The sequence below is a fragment of the Mesorhizobium sp. M0106 genome (genome assembly GCF_040322715.1).
Lineage (GTDB): Bacteria > Pseudomonadota > Alphaproteobacteria > Rhizobiales > Rhizobiaceae > Mesorhizobium.
In genome coordinates this window covers 1-16,648 of record NZ_JAMYUA010000027.1, presented here as the reverse complement: position 1 = coordinate 16,648, position 16,648 = coordinate 1, and the positions used below count along the sequence as shown (strand labels likewise).

General features: G+C 63.8%; 18 protein-coding genes. 7 read left to right on the top strand and 11 right to left on the bottom strand.

Translation table 11 applies throughout. The annotated features are described in order from the left end of the window. Window positions 1–9: 9 nt before the first annotated feature. Window positions 10–498 (bottom strand): GNAT family N-acetyltransferase, encoded by a 489-nt coding sequence (locus NKJ55_RS23430; protein ID WP_352451987.1) that lies wholly within the window; start codon window positions 496–498, stop codon window positions 10–12. 31 nt (window positions 499–529) lie between these two features. Further along, window positions 530–1,294: a copper homeostasis protein CutC gene (locus NKJ55_RS23425; protein WP_352451937.1), complete on the bottom strand. Its 765-nt coding sequence runs from the start codon at window positions 1,292–1,294 to the stop codon at window positions 530–532. Window positions 1,295–1,535: 241 nt separating this feature from the next. Here NKJ55_RS23425 and NKJ55_RS23420 point away from each other — a divergent pair, with 241 nt between their 5' ends. Beyond that, window positions 1,536–1,991 carry a carboxymuconolactone decarboxylase family protein gene (locus NKJ55_RS23420; RefSeq protein ID WP_352451936.1) on the top strand — a complete coding sequence of 152 codons (456 nt, stop codon included), beginning with the start codon at window positions 1,536–1,538 and terminating at the stop codon, window positions 1,989–1,991. Window positions 1,992–2,018: 27 nt separating this feature from the next. Here the strand turns inward: NKJ55_RS23420 and NKJ55_RS23415 are convergent, their stop codons facing one another. Next, window positions 2,019–2,927, bottom strand: coding sequence for a LysR family transcriptional regulator (locus NKJ55_RS23415; RefSeq protein WP_352451935.1), 909 nt, complete (start codon window positions 2,925–2,927; stop codon window positions 2,019–2,021). A gap of 122 nt (window positions 2,928–3,049) precedes the next feature. On the opposite strand from NKJ55_RS23415, the gene NKJ55_RS23410 reads away from it, so the two are divergent. From NKJ55_RS23410 to NKJ55_RS23395, 4 genes are all read left to right on the top strand, one after another. Further along, a complete protein-coding gene (locus tag NKJ55_RS23410; RefSeq protein ID WP_352451934.1) occupies window positions 3,050–3,553 on the top strand; it encodes a nuclear transport factor 2 family protein in 504 nt (167 codons plus the stop codon). 59 nt (window positions 3,554–3,612) lie between these two features. Beyond that, a complete protein-coding gene (locus tag NKJ55_RS23405; RefSeq protein WP_352451933.1) occupies window positions 3,613–4,596 on the top strand; it encodes an alpha/beta hydrolase in 984 nt (327 codons plus the stop codon). Next, window positions 4,593–5,147 (top strand): nuclear transport factor 2 family protein, encoded by a 555-nt coding sequence (locus NKJ55_RS23400; RefSeq protein WP_352451932.1) that lies wholly within the window; start codon window positions 4,593–4,595, stop codon window positions 5,145–5,147. The genes NKJ55_RS23405 and NKJ55_RS23400 overlap by 4 nt, the downstream gene beginning before the upstream one ends. A 130-nt stretch (window positions 5,148–5,277) precedes the next feature. Further along, window positions 5,278–5,724 carry a nuclear transport factor 2 family protein gene (locus tag NKJ55_RS23395; RefSeq protein ID WP_352451931.1) on the top strand — a complete coding sequence of 149 codons (447 nt, stop codon included), beginning with the start codon at window positions 5,278–5,280 and terminating at the stop codon, window positions 5,722–5,724. A gap of 55 nt (window positions 5,725–5,779) precedes the next feature. On the opposite strand, the gene NKJ55_RS23390 is transcribed toward NKJ55_RS23395, so the two are convergent. Both NKJ55_RS23390 and NKJ55_RS23385 read right to left on the bottom strand, forming a co-directional pair. Continuing rightward, entirely contained in the window at window positions 5,780–6,211 is a 432-nt protein-coding gene (locus NKJ55_RS23390; RefSeq protein ID WP_352451930.1) for a cupin domain-containing protein, read from the bottom strand. A 70-nt stretch (window positions 6,212–6,281) separates the two neighbouring features. After that, window positions 6,282–7,112, bottom strand: coding sequence for an AraC family transcriptional regulator (locus NKJ55_RS23385; protein WP_352451929.1), 831 nt, complete (start codon window positions 7,110–7,112; stop codon window positions 6,282–6,284). Between the two features lie 84 nt (window positions 7,113–7,196). Here NKJ55_RS23385 and NKJ55_RS23380 point away from each other — a divergent pair, with 84 nt between their 5' ends. Further along, window positions 7,197–8,396, top strand: a complete 1,200-nt coding sequence (locus NKJ55_RS23380) for an amidohydrolase (RefSeq protein WP_352451928.1) — start codon at window positions 7,197–7,199, stop codon at window positions 8,394–8,396. Here the strand turns inward: NKJ55_RS23380 and NKJ55_RS23375 are convergent. The 5 genes from NKJ55_RS23375 to NKJ55_RS23355 form a co-directional block, all read right to left on the bottom strand. After that, a complete protein-coding gene (locus NKJ55_RS23375; protein ID WP_352451927.1) occupies window positions 8,335–10,596 on the bottom strand; it encodes a xanthine dehydrogenase family protein molybdopterin-binding subunit in 2,262 nt (753 codons plus the stop codon). The two genes, NKJ55_RS23380 and NKJ55_RS23375, sit on opposite strands and share 62 nt — an antisense overlap. Continuing rightward, the gene (locus NKJ55_RS23370; RefSeq protein ID WP_352451925.1) at window positions 10,593–11,582 is read right to left on the bottom strand and encodes an FAD binding domain-containing protein; all 990 of its coding nucleotides are present in this window, start codon (window positions 11,580–11,582) and stop codon (window positions 10,593–10,595) included. The genes NKJ55_RS23375 and NKJ55_RS23370 overlap by 4 nt, the downstream gene beginning before the upstream one ends. Further along, window positions 11,579–12,064, bottom strand: a complete 486-nt coding sequence (locus tag NKJ55_RS23365; protein WP_352451924.1) for a (2Fe-2S)-binding protein — start codon at window positions 12,062–12,064, stop codon at window positions 11,579–11,581. Before NKJ55_RS23365 ends, NKJ55_RS23370 begins: the two co-directional genes overlap by 4 nt. Window positions 12,065–12,313: 249 nt before the next feature. Further along, a complete protein-coding gene (locus tag NKJ55_RS23360; protein WP_352451923.1) occupies window positions 12,314–13,294 on the bottom strand; it encodes an NADP-dependent oxidoreductase in 981 nt (326 codons plus the stop codon). A gap of 128 nt (window positions 13,295–13,422) precedes the next feature. Next, complete coding sequence (locus NKJ55_RS23355; protein ID WP_352451922.1) at window positions 13,423–14,496, bottom strand: alkene reductase; 1,074 nt, start codon at window positions 14,494–14,496, stop codon at window positions 13,423–13,425. Between the two features lie 83 nt (window positions 14,497–14,579). On the opposite strand from NKJ55_RS23355, the gene NKJ55_RS23350 reads away from it, so the two are divergent. Then, the gene (locus tag NKJ55_RS23350) at window positions 14,580–15,449 is read left to right on the top strand and encodes a LysR family transcriptional regulator (protein WP_352451921.1); all 870 of its coding nucleotides are present in this window, start codon (window positions 14,580–14,582) and stop codon (window positions 15,447–15,449) included. A 432-nt stretch (window positions 15,450–15,881) separates the two neighbouring features. On the opposite strand, the gene NKJ55_RS23345 is transcribed toward NKJ55_RS23350, so the two are convergent. Beyond that, a complete protein-coding gene (locus NKJ55_RS23345; protein ID WP_352451920.1) occupies window positions 15,882–16,532 on the bottom strand; it encodes a hydrolase in 651 nt (216 codons plus the stop codon). Window positions 16,533–16,648: the final 116 nt, after the last annotated feature.

Below are 16,648 nucleotides of genomic sequence, written 5' to 3'. Positions count from 1 at the left end.
GCCCGCCGTTCAGCCGGCGATCCGTCTTGCATAATACCGCACGGCTTTCCTGCCGCCGTGGATCACCGCGTCGCCCACTTCCGCAAAGCCGAGTGCGGCATGGAAGGCGTCCGAAGCCGGATTGGGTGGCTCGGCATTGACTTCGCAGGTGACGATCGCCTGGCCCGCGCGTGACGCCTGCTCGAACAGATCCTCATACAGCCGGCGGGCATGGCCGCGCCCGCGCGCTGCGGCGGCGACCACGACGCGATCGACATAGACGAACCGCGGGAAGCGCTGGCGAAACCACAGGAAGTTCGGGCTGTCGTAGCTCGCGTGCTGGTCGAAGGTCATGATGAAGGCTTCGAGCGCACCGATACGGCGCGCGTAAAACGCTTCGCCGAGCAGGAAGGACAGGCTCTCAGGTTCGAGCCATGATAATTCCGCAGCGTGCTCGTTGTTGAGCGCGAGGATGGCGGGCTCATCCTGCGGCGAAACCCGTTCGATCGGCAAACGCATTTCGATCATGTTTTTGTTCGATCTTCCAGGATCATGTCCGGGCAGCGGCGATGGTCGCCGCCACCAGCGCCTCGTCGGTCACGGTGTTGCGGTATTCGCGGTCGAGGTCGGTGCCGCCCATGCCGACCCTTGGGTTGCGGTAACGCATGGCGCTCGGCACGTCCTTGAGCGCGGCGAAGTGCATTTCGCTCAACCCGGTTTTCCTCCGCACCTTGCCGATGTTCTCGGGATCAAGCCCGCCGCAGCCGAGGATGATGATGCGGTCGCCGGCCTGCCTGACAAGATCGGCGAGCAGGTCAGCGCCCTCCAGTGCCGTGTCGCGCTGGCCGCTGGTCAGCACGCGGCCGACCTTGCAGCGGATCAGCGTCTCCAGCGCCTCGGTCGGGTCGCGGGTCATGTCGAAGGCGCGGTGGCAGGTGACGTTCAAGCTCCCCGCTGCCTGCGCCAGTTCGCTCATGCGCTGCTCATCGATCGTGCCGTCGGCATTAAGGCAGCCGATAACGACACCGGCGACGCCGAGCTCGGCAAGCGCACGGACATCGGCGAGCATCGAACGATATTCGGCTTCGCTATAGAGAAAATCGCCGCCGCGCGGCCGCACGATGACGTGGAACGGGATCGTCGCCAGCTCGAGCGCGGCGCGCACCGTGCCGAAGCTCGGCGTGATGCCGCCCTCGATCAGGCTGGCACAGAGCTCGACACGGTCGGCGCCTGCGGCTTGCGCGGCCAGCAGGCCGTCTATGCCTTCGACGCAGATCTCGATCAGCGGGAGGCGAGGGCGTTCGGTCTCGGTCATGGGCGATCCGTCGATGATTTCAGCTGGCCAGCGGTAGCATCGGGCATGGTGCGATGAAAGCCGGAAGTGTTGGCTCAACACGCGACAGGGCGGCCGGCGGTGCTCCAATTTTGCCGCTTGACACATCCATAACCGTTCAGCTATATGTCGATTCATAGCTAGCGAGTTATTGATTGATTAACAGCGCAGCCGACCGAAAGCTAAATGTGCGGCCGGCAAAAACACGCCTAAGGAGACCACCATGCAAGCACGGTTGAAAAACCCGGTGATGCTCATTCCCGGCGCCTTGCAGGCACTGCTCGCGCTGGACAAGTCGACGGAGACGGCCGACCTGTCCTATGTGACGCGCAAGCTCGTCCATTTACGCGCCAGCCAGATCAACGGATGCAGCCTCTGCGTCGATATGCATGCGCGCGAATTGAAGAAGGCCGGCGAAAAGGACGAGCGCATCTTTGCCGTGTCCGCATGGCGGGAGACACCCTACTTCACCGACGCCGAACGCGCGGCGCTGGCACTGACCGAGACGGCAACCCGGTTGGCCGACCGGCCAGACGCGGTAACGGATGCGGTCTGGGATGAAGCCGCCCGGCACTATGACGAAAAGGCGCTTGCCGCCCTGGTCGTCCAGATTGCCCTGATCAACGCATTCAACCGGCTCAACGCAACCACCAGGCAGATGGTCGGCGCCTGGGGCTGAACGGGACTCGCTTTTCGCAACGGCACGTCAGATCCGCAACTCGTGAGCGTTCGCGCGCACGAAGTCGATGAAGGCCCGCAGCTTCGGCGGTACCAGGCGGCGGCTGGGATAATAGAGGTGAAGCGGCTCGTAAGCGGGACAGAAAGGCTCCAGCACCTTGACCAGCGCGCCTGAGGCGAGAAGCGGCGCGGCGAGGCCCTCGACGGCGAAGGCGAGGCCAAGCCCTTGCGCGGCGGCGGTAATGCACAGCGGAAGCGTGTTCACGACCAGACATGCGTCCGGCGTGAATGCGACTTCGCGTCCCTCCACGATGAACTCCCAGGGTGAAATCGTGCGGGTGCGGGTGAGGGCGAATGCGATGCAGCGATGGGCGGCGAGGTCTGCCGGCCGTTTCGGTGTGCCGTTGCGCGCCAGATAATCGGGGCTGCCCACCACGACCATCTGCAGGGGCCCGCCCAGGCGCGCGCCGATCATATCTCTCTCGAGAAGCTCGCCGATGCGCAGGCCGGCATCGAAGCCGTCGGCGGCGATGTCGACGAAGCTGTCGTCGAAGATCAGACTAAGCCGCACTTCGGGATAAGCATCCATGAACGGCCGCATCAATGGCTCTATCAGCAGCGGCGCGGCGATCCAGGGCAAGCTGAGGCGCAGCGTGCCGGCGGGACGGTCGCGGCTCTCGCGCAGAGCCGCACCAGCCGCCCAGATGTCTTCGGCTGCCGGGCGCACGTGGTCGAGGTAGTGGGCGCCAGCCTCGGTCAAGCCAACGCTGCGGGTCGTGCGGTTGAGCAGCCGCACCCCCAGACGCTCCTCGAGCCCCTTGACCGCCTCACTCAACGAGGCCGGAGCGACGCCGAGCTCGGCGGCGGCGCGGGTGAAGCTCCTGGCCTCGGCGACTTTCACGAAGGCGACGATGCCGCTGAATTGGTCGAGGCGCATTGTAAGGATTTTCCAAATAGCCCTGTCGAATTCTACTGGTTTTTCCGGCGAACAAAAGGCGTCATGTTGGGTCCGACGAACGGGCCTCGGGAACGGCTCGAAAAGACAAGGAAACAGGATCGATGACCAGGCTTGCTTTACTCGCCGCCGGCACTCTTCTGGCGGTGTCTGCCGCCCCGGCGCACAGCGGGTCACTGGAAGACCGCAATATCCAGCTCATCAAAGACTATTACGCAGCTTACGCGACCGGCAATACCGAGGCCGTGCGGCCCTTCCTCGCGCCCGACATCGTGTGGCGCATTCCCGGTCATCATCCGCTCGCCGGCGACAAGCGCGGGCCGGACGAGGTGGTCGCCTTCTTCCGCGGCCTGGCCGATGGCAAGTTCAAGGCCGGGCCGATCTTCTTCCAGGCGCAAGGCGACCTCGTCGTCGACGTCCATCGCGGCTGGTCGAATGTCGGCTCAGGTCCGGAGATCGACCAGCTCTACGCGCTGATGTTTCGCATCCAGGACGGCAAGATCGCCGAGGCACAGAATTTTTTGACCGACATGTACCAGTCGGACGCTTTCTACTGGGCGCATTACCCGCTGAAGCCGCTGCCCGGCCGACTGGCTGGCGAGCGCTGAGACGGCGGTCTTTCTCGCAACGCGCCGCGCTTCTCATTCCAAGCCAAAGGAGACTTGCTATGCTTAAAACCCTGACACTTGTCGTAGCAACCACCGCCGCGCTCGCCGCCTCCAATGCCGTCGCCGTACCGCGCGTCGAGCGCGTCGCTTTTGCCTCGTACGGTGAGCAGATCATCGGCGAGCTCTATCTGCCGGAGGATATGGACGCGGCGAAACCTCGGCCGGCGCTGGTCGTGACCGGCGCCTGGATGACGGTGAAGGAACAGATGCCGGCCCGCTACGCCCGCGAGATGGCCGATCGTGGCTTCGTCGCCTTGACCTTCGATTTTCGTGGGTGGGGCGAAAGCGGCGGCATACGCCGCCAGTACGAGGATCCTAACGCCAAGATCGCCGACATCGAAGCGGCGGTCGCCTATCTCTCGCGCCGGCCCGAAGCCGATCAGGACCGCATCGGCGGGCTCGGCATTTGCGCCAGCTCCGGCTATATGGTCACCGCCGCCGCCGAAAACGCCGCGATCAAATCGGTCGCCCTCGTTGCGCCCTGGTTGCAGGATGCCGAAGTGGTCGAGCAGGCCTATGGCGGCCGGAATGGCGTCGTCAGGCTTGAGGCCGTGGGCGATGCGGCCGAGGCTGAGTATCGCCGCACCGGCAAGCAAGCGTTCTTGCCGGCCGCCAGCCTGACCGACGAGCGCGCGATCATGTTCAAGGTGCCCTATTACACCGAACCCGATCGCGGCATGCTCCCGGCCTGGCGCAACGAGGCCGATCCGGCGTTCTGGCGCGGCTGGCTGAGGTTCGACGCTATCCAGGCTGCTCCGCGCCTGCACCAGCCCTTTCTGATGGTGCACAGCGAGGCGGCTGCCATTCCGAAGGGGGCGCACAAATTCTACACGCGGCTGACCAGCTCCAGGCGGGAGCTGTGGCTCGACAATGTCACCCAATTCGATTTCTACGATCGTGCCGCGCCGGTGAAGGCCGCAAGCGATGCCGTCGCCGCGCACTTCCGCGCGACGCTGGGCAGTGCGGGGGAGGCGGGACAATGAGCCTCGTCACCCGCCGGCATGTCCTGGCCTCGGCGGTTTCCGCCGCGATGGTTTCCGCCGTCTCGGCGCCCGCCTCGAGCGCTCCGGGAGATGCGCTGACAGTCGAAGACAGGATCGCAATCGCCGAGGCAGTGGCCGGGATCGGCCTCTATGCCGATCTGCGTGAATGGAACCGGGTCAGATCCTATCTCGCGGCCCGTGTCACGACCGACTATACCAGCCTCTTCGGCGGCGAGGTCACGACCAGCGGCCGCGACGCGCTGATCGCCCAATGGCAAGCGCTGCTGCCGGGCTTCGACGCCACCCAGCACCTCATCACCAACATCATTGTAGAAGGCGGGGATAACGGTGCGGTTGCGCGCAGCCATATCCGCGCAACCCACTGGATCGGCGGTCGGTTCTGGACGGTCGGTGGCAGCTATCTCCACCGGCTGGTGCGGACGCCGGAAGGCTGGCGCGTCAAGGCAATCTCCATCCGCCGCTTGTACGAAGAGGGGGATCGCGCCGTGCTGGCCGCCGCTGCCGGCCGGGTAAAGGCGGAGGCCAAATGAGTGTTCGGGTTTGCGCATGCCCAATCGCGCGGCGAGGTTGCTCGGAGCATCGGCAACGTGAATATTGATCGAAATGTCGGGGCAGGCTTGGCGCATGCGGCATTAGTGCCGCCAACCGCGGAGACAGGACATGACCCTTTCATTGCAGGAGGTTTCCGATAGGCTTGAGATCGAACAACTGCTTGTTCGCTATTGCTATGCGGTGGACGATCGCGACTGGGAAGCCTATCGCAAAATATTCACACCCGATGCCGTGCTTGACGACACTGTAACAGGTGGAATCAGGAGCGGTGTGGATGAGCATGTTGCTTACATGAAAGGCGCCCTTTCGAAGATATTGATCTCGCAGCACGCCATTTCGACAATCCTTCTGGATCTCCGAGGGGATGAGGCCAGCGTGCGCGCGCATTGTTCATGCCCGATGGTGGTAGACCTCGGCGAAGGCAAAAGGCAGGTCTTCTTCCAGGGGCTTTGGTATCGAGACCGCGTCGTACGCACGTCCGAGGGCTGGCGCATAAGTGAACTTGTCGAGGAAGGCTATTGGAATCACAATTTGCCGGAGGGGTTCGCGTTCTGACGCCTGTTACGCGCTGTGCTGGATCCGCCCCGGACGCCGTTTTCAGACGTGGCAGCTACTGGCGCAACACCGTGTTCTTGGTGCCTTCTTCGACCTGGTCGATGACCAGCAGCTTGACCGGATCGGCGCCGACATTGGTCGCCTGATGCCACTGCCCGATCATCTCGATGATGAAATCACCTGTTTGATAGGTGTTGCTCTTGCCGGTCTCGACATTGGTGACCTGAAGCGTGCCGGCCTCGACATATGCATAGCGCGGAAACGGATGCTTGTGGACCGGCAAGGTCGCGCCCGGCGCGATCTGATAGGCCGAGACCAGGACCTGTACGTTCTTCTGCGGCAGCGTGATCGGCTGGCCGGACGCGGTCTCGGTGCGAGAGGCAAGCGGGGTCACGACAACCGGCGTGCCGCTGGCATCGAGCGCCTGGGCGTTGTTTGCAAACAGTGCAGCCGCGAGCAGCAGCGTCGATACCAAGATTTTTCGCATGATTCCCCCCGAGCTGCGCCAGCATTGCGCAGCAAGCTTTGAGGCACAAGCTTGTCTGTTCAGGAGCGCCTTATCCCGCTCTTCTGAACATGCCCGGCGTCATGCCATGCATGGCCCGGAATGTACGGGAAAAATGGCTCTGGTCGGCGAAACCCGCCGTAATAGCGGCGTCGGCGAGGCCAAATCCCTGTTCGATCAGCGCGCTCGCCCGGCGCAATCGCCGGTCGCGGATATAGGCCGCCGGCGTCAGGCCAATTACCTTGTTGAAGTCGCGGATGACCTGGAACCGGGTCACGCCAGCCGCGCCGGCAAGCCGCTTGAGGTCGACCTGCGAGCCAAGCTCGCTTTCGACAAGATCGCGGTAGAGGGAAAATCTTCGCTGCGATCCGGAGCTTTCGATCTCTTCGGCCTGTCCGCTCGAGTCGCCATGCCGAACGATCAGCCGTCGCAGCGCCACGAGCAGGGACGTCTCGGCCGTCATTGTGTCCGGGGATGTCGAGCCCTGGTGTGCTGCCATCAATGCTGCGGCGAGACTGCTGTCTTCGATAGTCGCGCGCGAAAATACTGGAGCGCCGTCGCGGCCGAGTTCGCGGGTAAGCGCGGTCATCATCGGCACCGAAGGATAAAACGTCCGGTAGGCCCAGCCTTCATCCGCCCCGCGTTCGCCGTCATGCCACTCCTCGGGATTGACGACGGCAATGGTGCCTGCCGGAGCGAGAACGCTTTTGCGGCCGATGCGAATGCGCTCGCAGCCAGAGGTGATCAGGGCGATCACATAGGTCGGGTGCGTGTGCAAGTCATAGCGGTGCCGGGTGAAGCGCGCCTCGAACAGGCCCAGGTCGGGGAAGCACGGATGGCGCCAGTATTTCCCGGTCTCTGCCGCTTCGTTTGTCCTTGCCATGGTCAATCCGGTTCAAGACGCCTCTCGCCGGGCCTTCTATGGCAGGCAAACCAAGCCGCTTTTTGTCGGCGGAAAGGAGGCATCATGTTGCATAATGACCCCGTCGCCGCGCTGACACCAGAGGTTATAGGCTGGCGGCACCATATCCATGCCAATCCGGAACTCGCATTCAATGAATACGAAACGGCGCGTTTCGTTGCAGAGAAGCTGCGCTCCTTCGGCGTCGACGAGGTGCATGAAGGGATCGGCGGCACCGGCGTCGTCGGTGTCCTGCGCAGCGGCGCTGGAACGTGCGCTATCGGCCTTCGCGCCGAGCTCGACGCGCTTCCGGTGCTGGAGAAAACCGGCCTGTCCTATGCTTCGAGGCACGAGGGCGTGATGCACGCCTGCGGCCATGACGGCCACGCCGCCATGCTGCTCGGCGCCGCCAAACTGCTCAGTCAATCGCGCGCCTTCGACGGAGCCGTCACTTTCATCTTTCAGCCGGCCGAGGAAAACGAGGGCGGCAGCATGCGCATGATCGAGGACGGCCTGTTCAAGCGCTTTCCGGTCGAAGCGGTCTATGCGGTTCACAACTGGCCGGGCATCAGGCTGGGGACGATCGCCGCCCGCGTCGGGCCGCAAATGGCGGCCGTCGATAATTTCGAACTGACCTTTGAGGGTCTTGGCGCTCATGCCGCCATGCCGCAGCTCGGGGATGACCCGATCCTGGCCGCGGGCGCCTTCGTGCAAGCCGTCCAGCGCATCGTCAGCCGCTCGGTCGACCCTCAGAGCGCGCTTGTCGTCAGCATCACGCAGATTCATGGCGGCAATGTCGGCAATATCGTGCCGGGCAAGGTCTGGCTGCAAGGCACCTGCCGCTTCTTCGAGCACGGCCTTTCCGACCATTGCGAGAGGCTGATCGGCGAGATCGCACAAGGTATTGCCGCCGCGCATTCGCTCAAGGCCAGGCTCGACTACAGGAAGGGCTATCCGCCGCTGATCAATACGGCCGATGCGACGGCCCGCGCCGTCGAGGCCGCCGCCTCCGTCGTCGGCCGGGAGAATGTCTTGACCGAGTTCAGCCCCAGTCTCGGCTGCGAGGATTTCGCTTTCATGATCCGCGCCGCCGGCGGCTGCTATGCGTGGATCGGCGCCGGCGAGGTCGGCCCGGGCGAAGGCCTGCACGGCGACCGCTACGTTTTCAACGACGAGATCGTGCCGACGGTGATGCGCTATTACGTCAACCTCGTCGAGCAGACGCTTCCGCGGGCCGATCCTTCCACAGCAGTTTTTCCGGCGTGATCGGCAACTCCCGGATCCGCTTGCCTGTAGCGTCGAAGACGGCGTTGGCAACAGCAGCGGCAACGCCGGTGGCGCCGAGTTCGCCGATGCCTTTGCCGCCGATCGGGCTGGCATGCTCGTCCACCTCATCGACGAAGTGGATTATGATGTCGCCGGGAATGTCGGCGTTGACCGGAATGGCGACTCCGGAAAGGTTCTTCGACAGGAACCGGCCAAGCACCGGTTCGTGCCTGCTCTGCTCCATTGCCGCCATGCCCCAGCCCCAGATGATGCCGCCCGTCATCTGGCTGCGTGCGGTGCGGGGATTGACGATGCGGCCGGCGCTGTAGCTGCCCACGGCGCGACGAAGCCTGAGCAGGCCGAGCCCCGGATCGACGCCGACCTCCATGAAAATCGCGCCGAAAGTGCGCATCGCGAGGCCTTTGCCATGCTGCGCCGGATCGAACGAGCCGGAGCCGGTGATCTCGCCGATGTCGGTATGGCTCATCACGTCGGCGATCGTCTGACCGCCGGCAGCGCCTCTGCGGCGAATCTTGCCGTCCTGCATCTCGACCTCGTCCGGCAGCAGATTGGCAAGACGGGCAAGCTGCGAACGCGCATCTTCGGCAGCGGCAAGCACCGCCGCGCCCACCCCCATGGTCGATGACGAGCCATAGGTCGGTCCCGCCTCCGGCAGCTGTGTATCGCCCATTTCCATCTCAATCCTCTCCATCGGCAGGCCCAGCACGTCGGCCGCGATCTGCGGAAAGATGGTGAGTGTTCCGGTCCCTATGTCCTGGGTGCCGGTGCGGATGAGCACCGTGCCATCTCGGTGCAACCTGACCTCGGCTGCAGGCGTCGGGTTGCGGAAACAGCCCATGCTGCAGGTCGCCATGCCGTAGCCGATCAGCCAATCGCCGTCGCGTTGCGGCTTGCGCGGGCGCTCGCGCCAGCCGAACAGGCGGGCGCCTTCCTCATAAGCCTCGCGCAGCTTCTTCGACGACCAGGGCTGGCCGGTGGCCGGATCCGTGTCCGCATGGTTGACCAGACGCAGATCGAGCGGATCGATGCCGAGGCGGTGGGCGAGCTCGTCCATCGCGCTTTCGAGCGCCCAGGTGCCCGGACCCTCGACCGGCGCGCGCAGCGGCGTCGGCATGGCGACGTTTGCGCGCTCCACGCGCTGGCTGAGACGCATGGCCGGCGTGGCGTAGAGACCCTTCGAGGCTTCGGTGGCGAACTCGACGAAATCGTCGGTCACGGTGGTCAGGTTGACCACGTCCTGTTGCACGGCGGTCAGCTTGCCCGACCTGTCCGCCGCCAGCACGATCTTCTGTGCCATGCGCGGCTGATAACCGAGGCACGAATAGGCATTGGCTCGGCTTAGCGCCAGCCTGACCGGGCGCTCCATGATGCGCGCGGCGGCGGCGGCCAGCACCTGATGCGGCCAGATCCAGCCCTTGCCGCCGAAGCCGCCGCCGGTATGGCGGGAAATCACGCGGACCTTCTCGGCCGGGACATTCATGCGGGCGGCAACCACCTGGCGGACACCGTAGACGTGCTGCGTGGCGTCGTGCAGCGTCAGCTCTCCGTCATTCCATTCGGCGAGCGTCGCCGAGGGCTCCATGGCGTTGTGATGGCGCGACGGCTGCAAATAGACGGCTTCGACCGTGGCGGCGGCATCAGCAAGCCCGCGGTCGACCTCGCCCTTCGTAAACGTCGGCTCCAGGAACAGGAAGCCGCTCTCCCTCGGCACGACAGCAGCCTTGTCGATGGCGGTCCACTCGGGGGGTGCCGGCAACTCCGGCTCGGCGAACGCGTAGCGCAACGCGACGCGGCGAGCGCCGGCCTCCGCCGCCTCCAGCGTCTCGCCCAGCACAATGGCAAGCGGCTGGCCCTCGTGACGTATTTCGTCGCCCTGCATGGGCATGAAGCTCTGCGCCGCGGGCGGGCCTTCGGCTTGCTGCATCTGCGTATCGGGCTCGGCCCTTGGCGATACGAACCGGCCGAATTTGGGCATGTCCTCATGCGTGAGCACACGCACGACGCCGTTCTCGGCGAGCGCGTCGTCGACCATGATCGACGTCACGCGGCCGGCCGGAACGGGCGCGGTCACGAGTACCGCATAGAGCAGGTCGGGGGCGAAATAGTCGGCCGCATAGCGGGCGCGGCCGGTGACCTTGACGCCGCCGTCAGGGCGGGCAACAGGCTGGCTGATCATCATGACGGCATCCTCGCTGCTCTTTCGATCGCCCGCAAAGCGGCGGTCTTGGCCAGTTCGATCTTGTAGGCGTTCTGCGACAAGGGACGCGCTTCGGCGAAGGATTGCTCGATAGCGGTGCTCAACGCCTCGCGATCGCCGATTTCGGCACCGGCGAGCTGCTGGTCGGCGGCGCTCAGCCGCCACGGCCGCAGCGCGACGGACCCCAGCGCCAGGGCCGCCCGACGGATGGTTTGGCCGTCCATCTCCAGCACAGCGGCGGCAGAGACGATGGCGTACTCGTAGGATTCGCGCTCGCGCACCTTGAGGTAAGCCGATCGCGGCGCCGGCGCCGGCAGCTCGATTGCCGTGATCAGTTCGCCTTGCTGCAACACATTGTCTGCCTCGGGCCGCGTGTCGGGAAGCAGGTGGAATTCCGCTGCCGGAATGCGCCGGCCGCCGCTGCGGTGCGCGGTGACGATGACCGCATCAAGTGCTGCCAGCGCCACCGCCGGGTCGGATGGCTGGGTGGCGACGCAATCCTCGGTCCAGCCGAATATCGCGTGATTGTCGTTGATGCCATGCAATGCCGAGCAGCCGGAGCCGAGCTGACGCTTGTTGCATGGCAACTGCTCTTCGGCACGGAAATAGGCACAGCGCGTCTTCTGCAGAAGATTGCCGCCTATCGTTGCTAGGTTTCTCAGCTGCGGCGATGCGGCGTTGAGGATCGCCTGGCTCAACACCGGATAATCGCGCATCACCAGCGCATGCTGCGCGACATCGTTGAGATGCGTCAGCGCGCCGATCGTCAAGCCGCCGCCGGGCAGTGCCTCGATCTGATCCAGCCCGTCGAGGCGGGAGATATCGATGATCCGCGCCGGCCCGGCAATTCCAAGGCGCAGCCAGTTGAGCAATTCGGTGCCGCCGGCGAGAAAGGCGCTGTCGGGCGCGGCACCGGCTGCGATCGTGTCGCCCAGGCTGTCGGCGCGCGCATAGACGAATGGGGTCATTGGATCGCCCTCCCGGCCGCTGAGCGCACCGCCTCGACGATTTGCGGATAGGCCGAGCAGCGGCACAGATTACCGCTCATCCATTCGCGGATCTCGGCATCGGAGCCGGTATGTCCCTCCTCGATCAGTGCCGCCGCCGACATCACCTGTCCGGGCGTGCAGAATCCGCACTGGAACCCATCATGATCGATGAACGCCTGCTGCACGGGATGAAGCGCATCGCCGTTTGCCAAGCCTTCGATCGTCGTGACCTCGCGTCCCTCGCAGGACACGGCAAGTATCATGCAGGCATTCACACGCCGTTCGTCGAGATGCACGGTGCAGGCGCCGCACTCGCCGAAATTGCATCCCTTTTTCGTTCCGGTCAGATGAAGCCGCTCGCGCAGCAGGTCGAGCAGCGTGACGCGGGGATCGAGATCGGAAAGGCTGTGATCCTCTCCGTTCACCCGCAACCGCAATAGGTGCCGATCGTGGAAGTCCATTGGGGGTTACCTCGAAGCACATGCCGTACTCGTCGCAGGGACTCGTCCAGCAAGCAGCCACCCACCTGTCGAGGCGAAATAGGGCGGTCGATTCCGGTGAAAAGGCGCTGCCGGTCAGGGAAGGCTAAAAAACGCGCATTTGAGATTTGCGGCGGAGCGGAAAGGCCCTGCATAACTGTGGTTCACGGCCGTCCCAACATGAGCCGAATGCAGACGGTCCCCTTTAGGGACGATTACCATGAGCTGAAGTCACCTGGTGAGGTCTAAGACTATCTTTCCGGGAGCGTGGCCGGTGCGATTGCGCTCGATCGCGGATGCCAGATCGTCGAAGCCGATCACTTCTGCAATCGTCGACCGCAGCGGGCCGCCAGCGATCTCTTGAGCGATTGTGGCTAGGCGCGCGGTGTCAGGTTTGACTGACAACCAGATGCCACGACGGCCTGCCGGGGCGCGCGAAACCACATCAGTTGCAGCGATGCTGGCCAGGACGCCGCCAGGCGATAGGACCGACCAAGATTTGTCTAAGACCTGGCCCCCGACAAGATCGACGATAAGGTCAATGTCGCTCGCAAGAACCTCGAAGTTCTGTTTCTGGTAATCGATCACTTCGTCAGCGCCCAAGGCTTGGACATGGGCCACGCTCTTGGTTGAGGCTGTAGCATAGACGGTCGCTCCAGCCGTCTTGGCGAACTGGACAGCGAAGCTGCCCACCCCACCCGCCGCGCCGTGGATCAACACCCGCCGCCCCCGAAGGTTGAAATCGGCGACCTGAAGGACTTGCCATGCCGTCATCGCCGCCACCGGTACTGCCGCTGCGTCAATGTCTGACAGGACCGCAGGCGTCTTGACGAGTTTTTCGGCATTTATCAGCAAGTGGTCAGCATAAGCGCCCAGGCCACCCAGCGCGGCCATGACCCGGTCTCCGACCCTCACGCCTTCGACGCTGGAGCCGGTCCGCAGCACGACCCCCGCCATTTCGATGCCAAGCGTCGCGGGCAAAGATAACTTGAACTTGTCGCGGACGTAGCCTTCACGGATTTTCCAGTCGATTCCGTTTACTCCGGCAGCCTTGACCTGGACGAGCACTTGGTCGGGACCAGGCTCGGGGGCGGATAGCCAATCGACTTTCAAGCTCTCTGTGCCGCCATATGCTTGAAGGCGTAGGGCCCGGCCGGAGCCAAGCGGTTCAGCCCGGCCGGGGGCGCTTTGGAAGTCATTGTGTTGGTTCATCAGGCTTCTCCTTCCTGTTGGGCGATATAGTTTGAAGTCTCTCAAGAAAAACTTCGAATTATGCAGTCCACCTCGGGTGAGAAATTGTTATTAGATTGCTGGCGCTTTGAAATTTACTTGCTTGCGCTTTACGCGCTCAAAGCAGGATAGTCGGTGTAGCCCAAGGCGGTGCCACCATAGAAAGTGGCTTGGACTGCCGCATTCAGCGCCGCATTGGTCTTCAACCGTTCCACAAAGTCCGGATTGGCCAGGACCATCTGGCCGTAGGACTCCTGATCGGCCAGCCCCGAAGCTACGTCGGCGCCGATCTGGTCACGCGGACGACTTGGCCGATTGAGGATCAGCGATTGGTGCCAGAGCTTGCGGATATCGGCCAGCAGCGCCTCGTCGCCCTGGTGCATGATGTGCACGTAAGCGAGCCCGAGCTTGTCGAGTTCGGCGACCAGATAGCGGTAGAGGTCCGGCCCTTCGGCGCCTTCGTCGATCCCCCATATCGTCGTCCCGGGTGACAGGCGGATCGCGGTGCGGTCCGCGCCAATCTCCTCGGCGATCGCCGTGGCGACTTCGATGGCGAAGCGCGCTCGGTTCTCGATCGACCCGCCATATTCGTCCGTGCGCGTGTTGGCGCTGGGCGCGAAGAACTGCTGGACCAGGTAGGCGTTCGCGCCGTGAATCTCGATGCCGTCGGCGCCCGCCTCGACCGCCGAGCGCGCGGCATGGCGGAAATCGGCGACCGTCTGGCGCACCTCTTCGGTCGTCAGCGCGCGCGGCGTGGGAATATCCTGCATCCCGGTCATCGTGAACATACCCGCCCCCGGCGCGATCGCGGAGGGCGCGACGGCTTGGCGGTGATGCAGCGTATTGTCGGGATGCGACATGCGCCCGGCGTGCATCAGCTGGATGAAGATGCGGCCGCCCTTGTCGTGCACGGCGGAAGCGATCTTCCGCCAGCCGGCGACATGGACAGGCGTGTAGATGCCCGGTGTGGTGAGATAGCCCTGGCCGTCATCAGAGGGCTGGGTGCCTTCGGTGACGATCAGGCCGACGCCGGCGCGCTGGGCATAATATTCGGTGGCCAGCTCGCCCGGCGTGCCGTCGAACCCGGCGCGGCTGCGCGTCATCGGGGCCATGACGAGGCGGTTAGGCAGAGTGTAGCGGCCGACGCGGACAGGGGTGAATAAGGGACTCATTGGGATCTCCATTTGCTGGAGCCCTTGTCCACTATTCCAATGTCGGGATAAATCCGGCGAAAGTGAAATCAATATTGCAAATATGGAGCAATAGCATGAGCCATTTGAACGACATGGCGCTGTTCGTGGAGGTGGCGAGAGCGAGGAGCTTCCGGAAGGCGGCTGAGGCTCTGGGCATGCCCAACTCGACTCTGTCGCGACGTATCAGCGCGCTGGAGAAGGCGATCGGCCTGAGGCTTCTGCATCGAACGACGCGCAGGATCGAGCTCACCGAGGCCGGCCAGCTCTATTACGAACGAAGCAAGCGCATCGTCGACGAGGCACGGCTCGCACACGAGCAGCTCGGCGCCATGCTGGAGCAGCCGAGCGGTGTCCTGCGGGTCTCGCTCCCGGTCGACTTCGCCACGCTTTACCTGACGCCGATCATCGTCGATTTCGTGCGGCACTATCCCGGCATCACCTTCGAGTTCGACCTGACCCCGCGCCGCGTCGATTTGGTGGCCGAGCCGTTCGATGTAGCGATCCGCATCGGCGAGCTGGAAGACTCCAGCCTGATCGCTCGCCTGATCGGGCGCCACGCGCGCCACCTCTATGCATCTCCTGGCTACATCGAAGCGTCCGACGAGCCGGCGACACCGGCGGATCTGGCGGAGCATGAATGCATCTGCATGCCGAAGATCTGGACCCTGCATCAGGGGATGAACAAGGTCGAAGTCGAGGTTGGAGGCCGCTTCACGGTCAACAGCGTCGGGATGATCCGCGCCCTCGCGGTCAACCACCAGGGCATTGCCCTGCTTGCCGAGAAGATCGTCGCCGAAGATTTGGCCTCGGGCAGGCTCCGGCGTGTCCTGCCCGAATGGCAGGGGTCGCCGGTCAGCATTCACGCCGTCACCGAAACTCGCCTCATTCCAGCCAAGACCCAGCGCTTCATCGAATTCCTGTCCGCTAGGCTGGTGGAAACTTGACCCAGATCGTTACGCGGAAAAAAGTCGGACGGCGGCGCGCTGCATGCGCCTTAGCGTCGAAAAGACGGTGGCTCGCCGGAGTCGATGAAGCTGAGAAACACGAATTTGCCATACCCCTACACCAGAATGCACCAGAGTCGCCAAAAATGCGCAAACGTGACCGGACGGCGCAGAAGCCCTACGCCTCGCCGGCGGGCCGACACCGACGCTCAGGGAGCGGGCCATCGCTCTACCGCGAGGGCGGGGCGAGGTGCGCACGGCTGAACTCACGGCCATCGGCATCCCCGATGCTATCTATCCAGGATGTGCGACGAGCGACTGCTCGTGAAGGTGGGTTCGGCATCACAAGGCTTCCCTGTGAGGTGAGATGGCGAGGGCCGGCAAACGGATCGATTCCGACCCTCACCGAAATGCTCGCCATCCCGGCCCGAATCAGCCTTCGCTCGGCACAGGCGTCTTGAGGAGTTGTTGCTCCCACAGGAAGGCGATGCCGCTGCCGCCGAAGTGCTGGATGAGAATCTCGGTCAGCTCTTCGACATGCTCGGTGCGCGCCCAGTCGCGCTGCCATTCGCCAGCGAGCGCCATCACGGTCATCATGTTTGCGCCAGCCGCGATCATCCGCTGGATGGCGATCTGGTGGGACTCGGTCGAAACGCCGCCCGACGCATCGGTGATCACGGACACGTCCCAGCCTTCGCCGAGGGCTTGGATGACAGGCATCGCGACGCAGACTTCGGTCCAAAGGCCTGCGATAATCAGTTGTTTGCGGCCGGTCGCCTTGACCACGTCCACCACCTTCTCGTCCTGCCAGGTGTTCACCCAAGTCCGGTCGATCACTTCCTGCCCCGGGAAGACGTCAGTGATCTGCTTGAAGAGGATGCCGCCACGACCCGCGATCACGCTGGTGAGAATGGTCGGAACATTGAAGGCTTTTGCTAGCTTCGCTAGCGCGGTCGCGTTGTTGACCACAGCTTGCGGATCGTGGCTGTTCAGGTTCGCGAGTTGGTAAGGCTGGTGGTCGATCAGAACGAGTACCGAGTCTTCAGGACGAAGAAGCGAATCAAGGCCGTTGCGAGGGGTCATCAAGACTTCCTTTCTCTGCCGCCATGGACGGCATGCGTATTTCAGACGATCGTGAGCACGGATTTCACGGGATCATGAGCAACGATTTCAGGCCATCGTGAGCAACGATTTCAGAT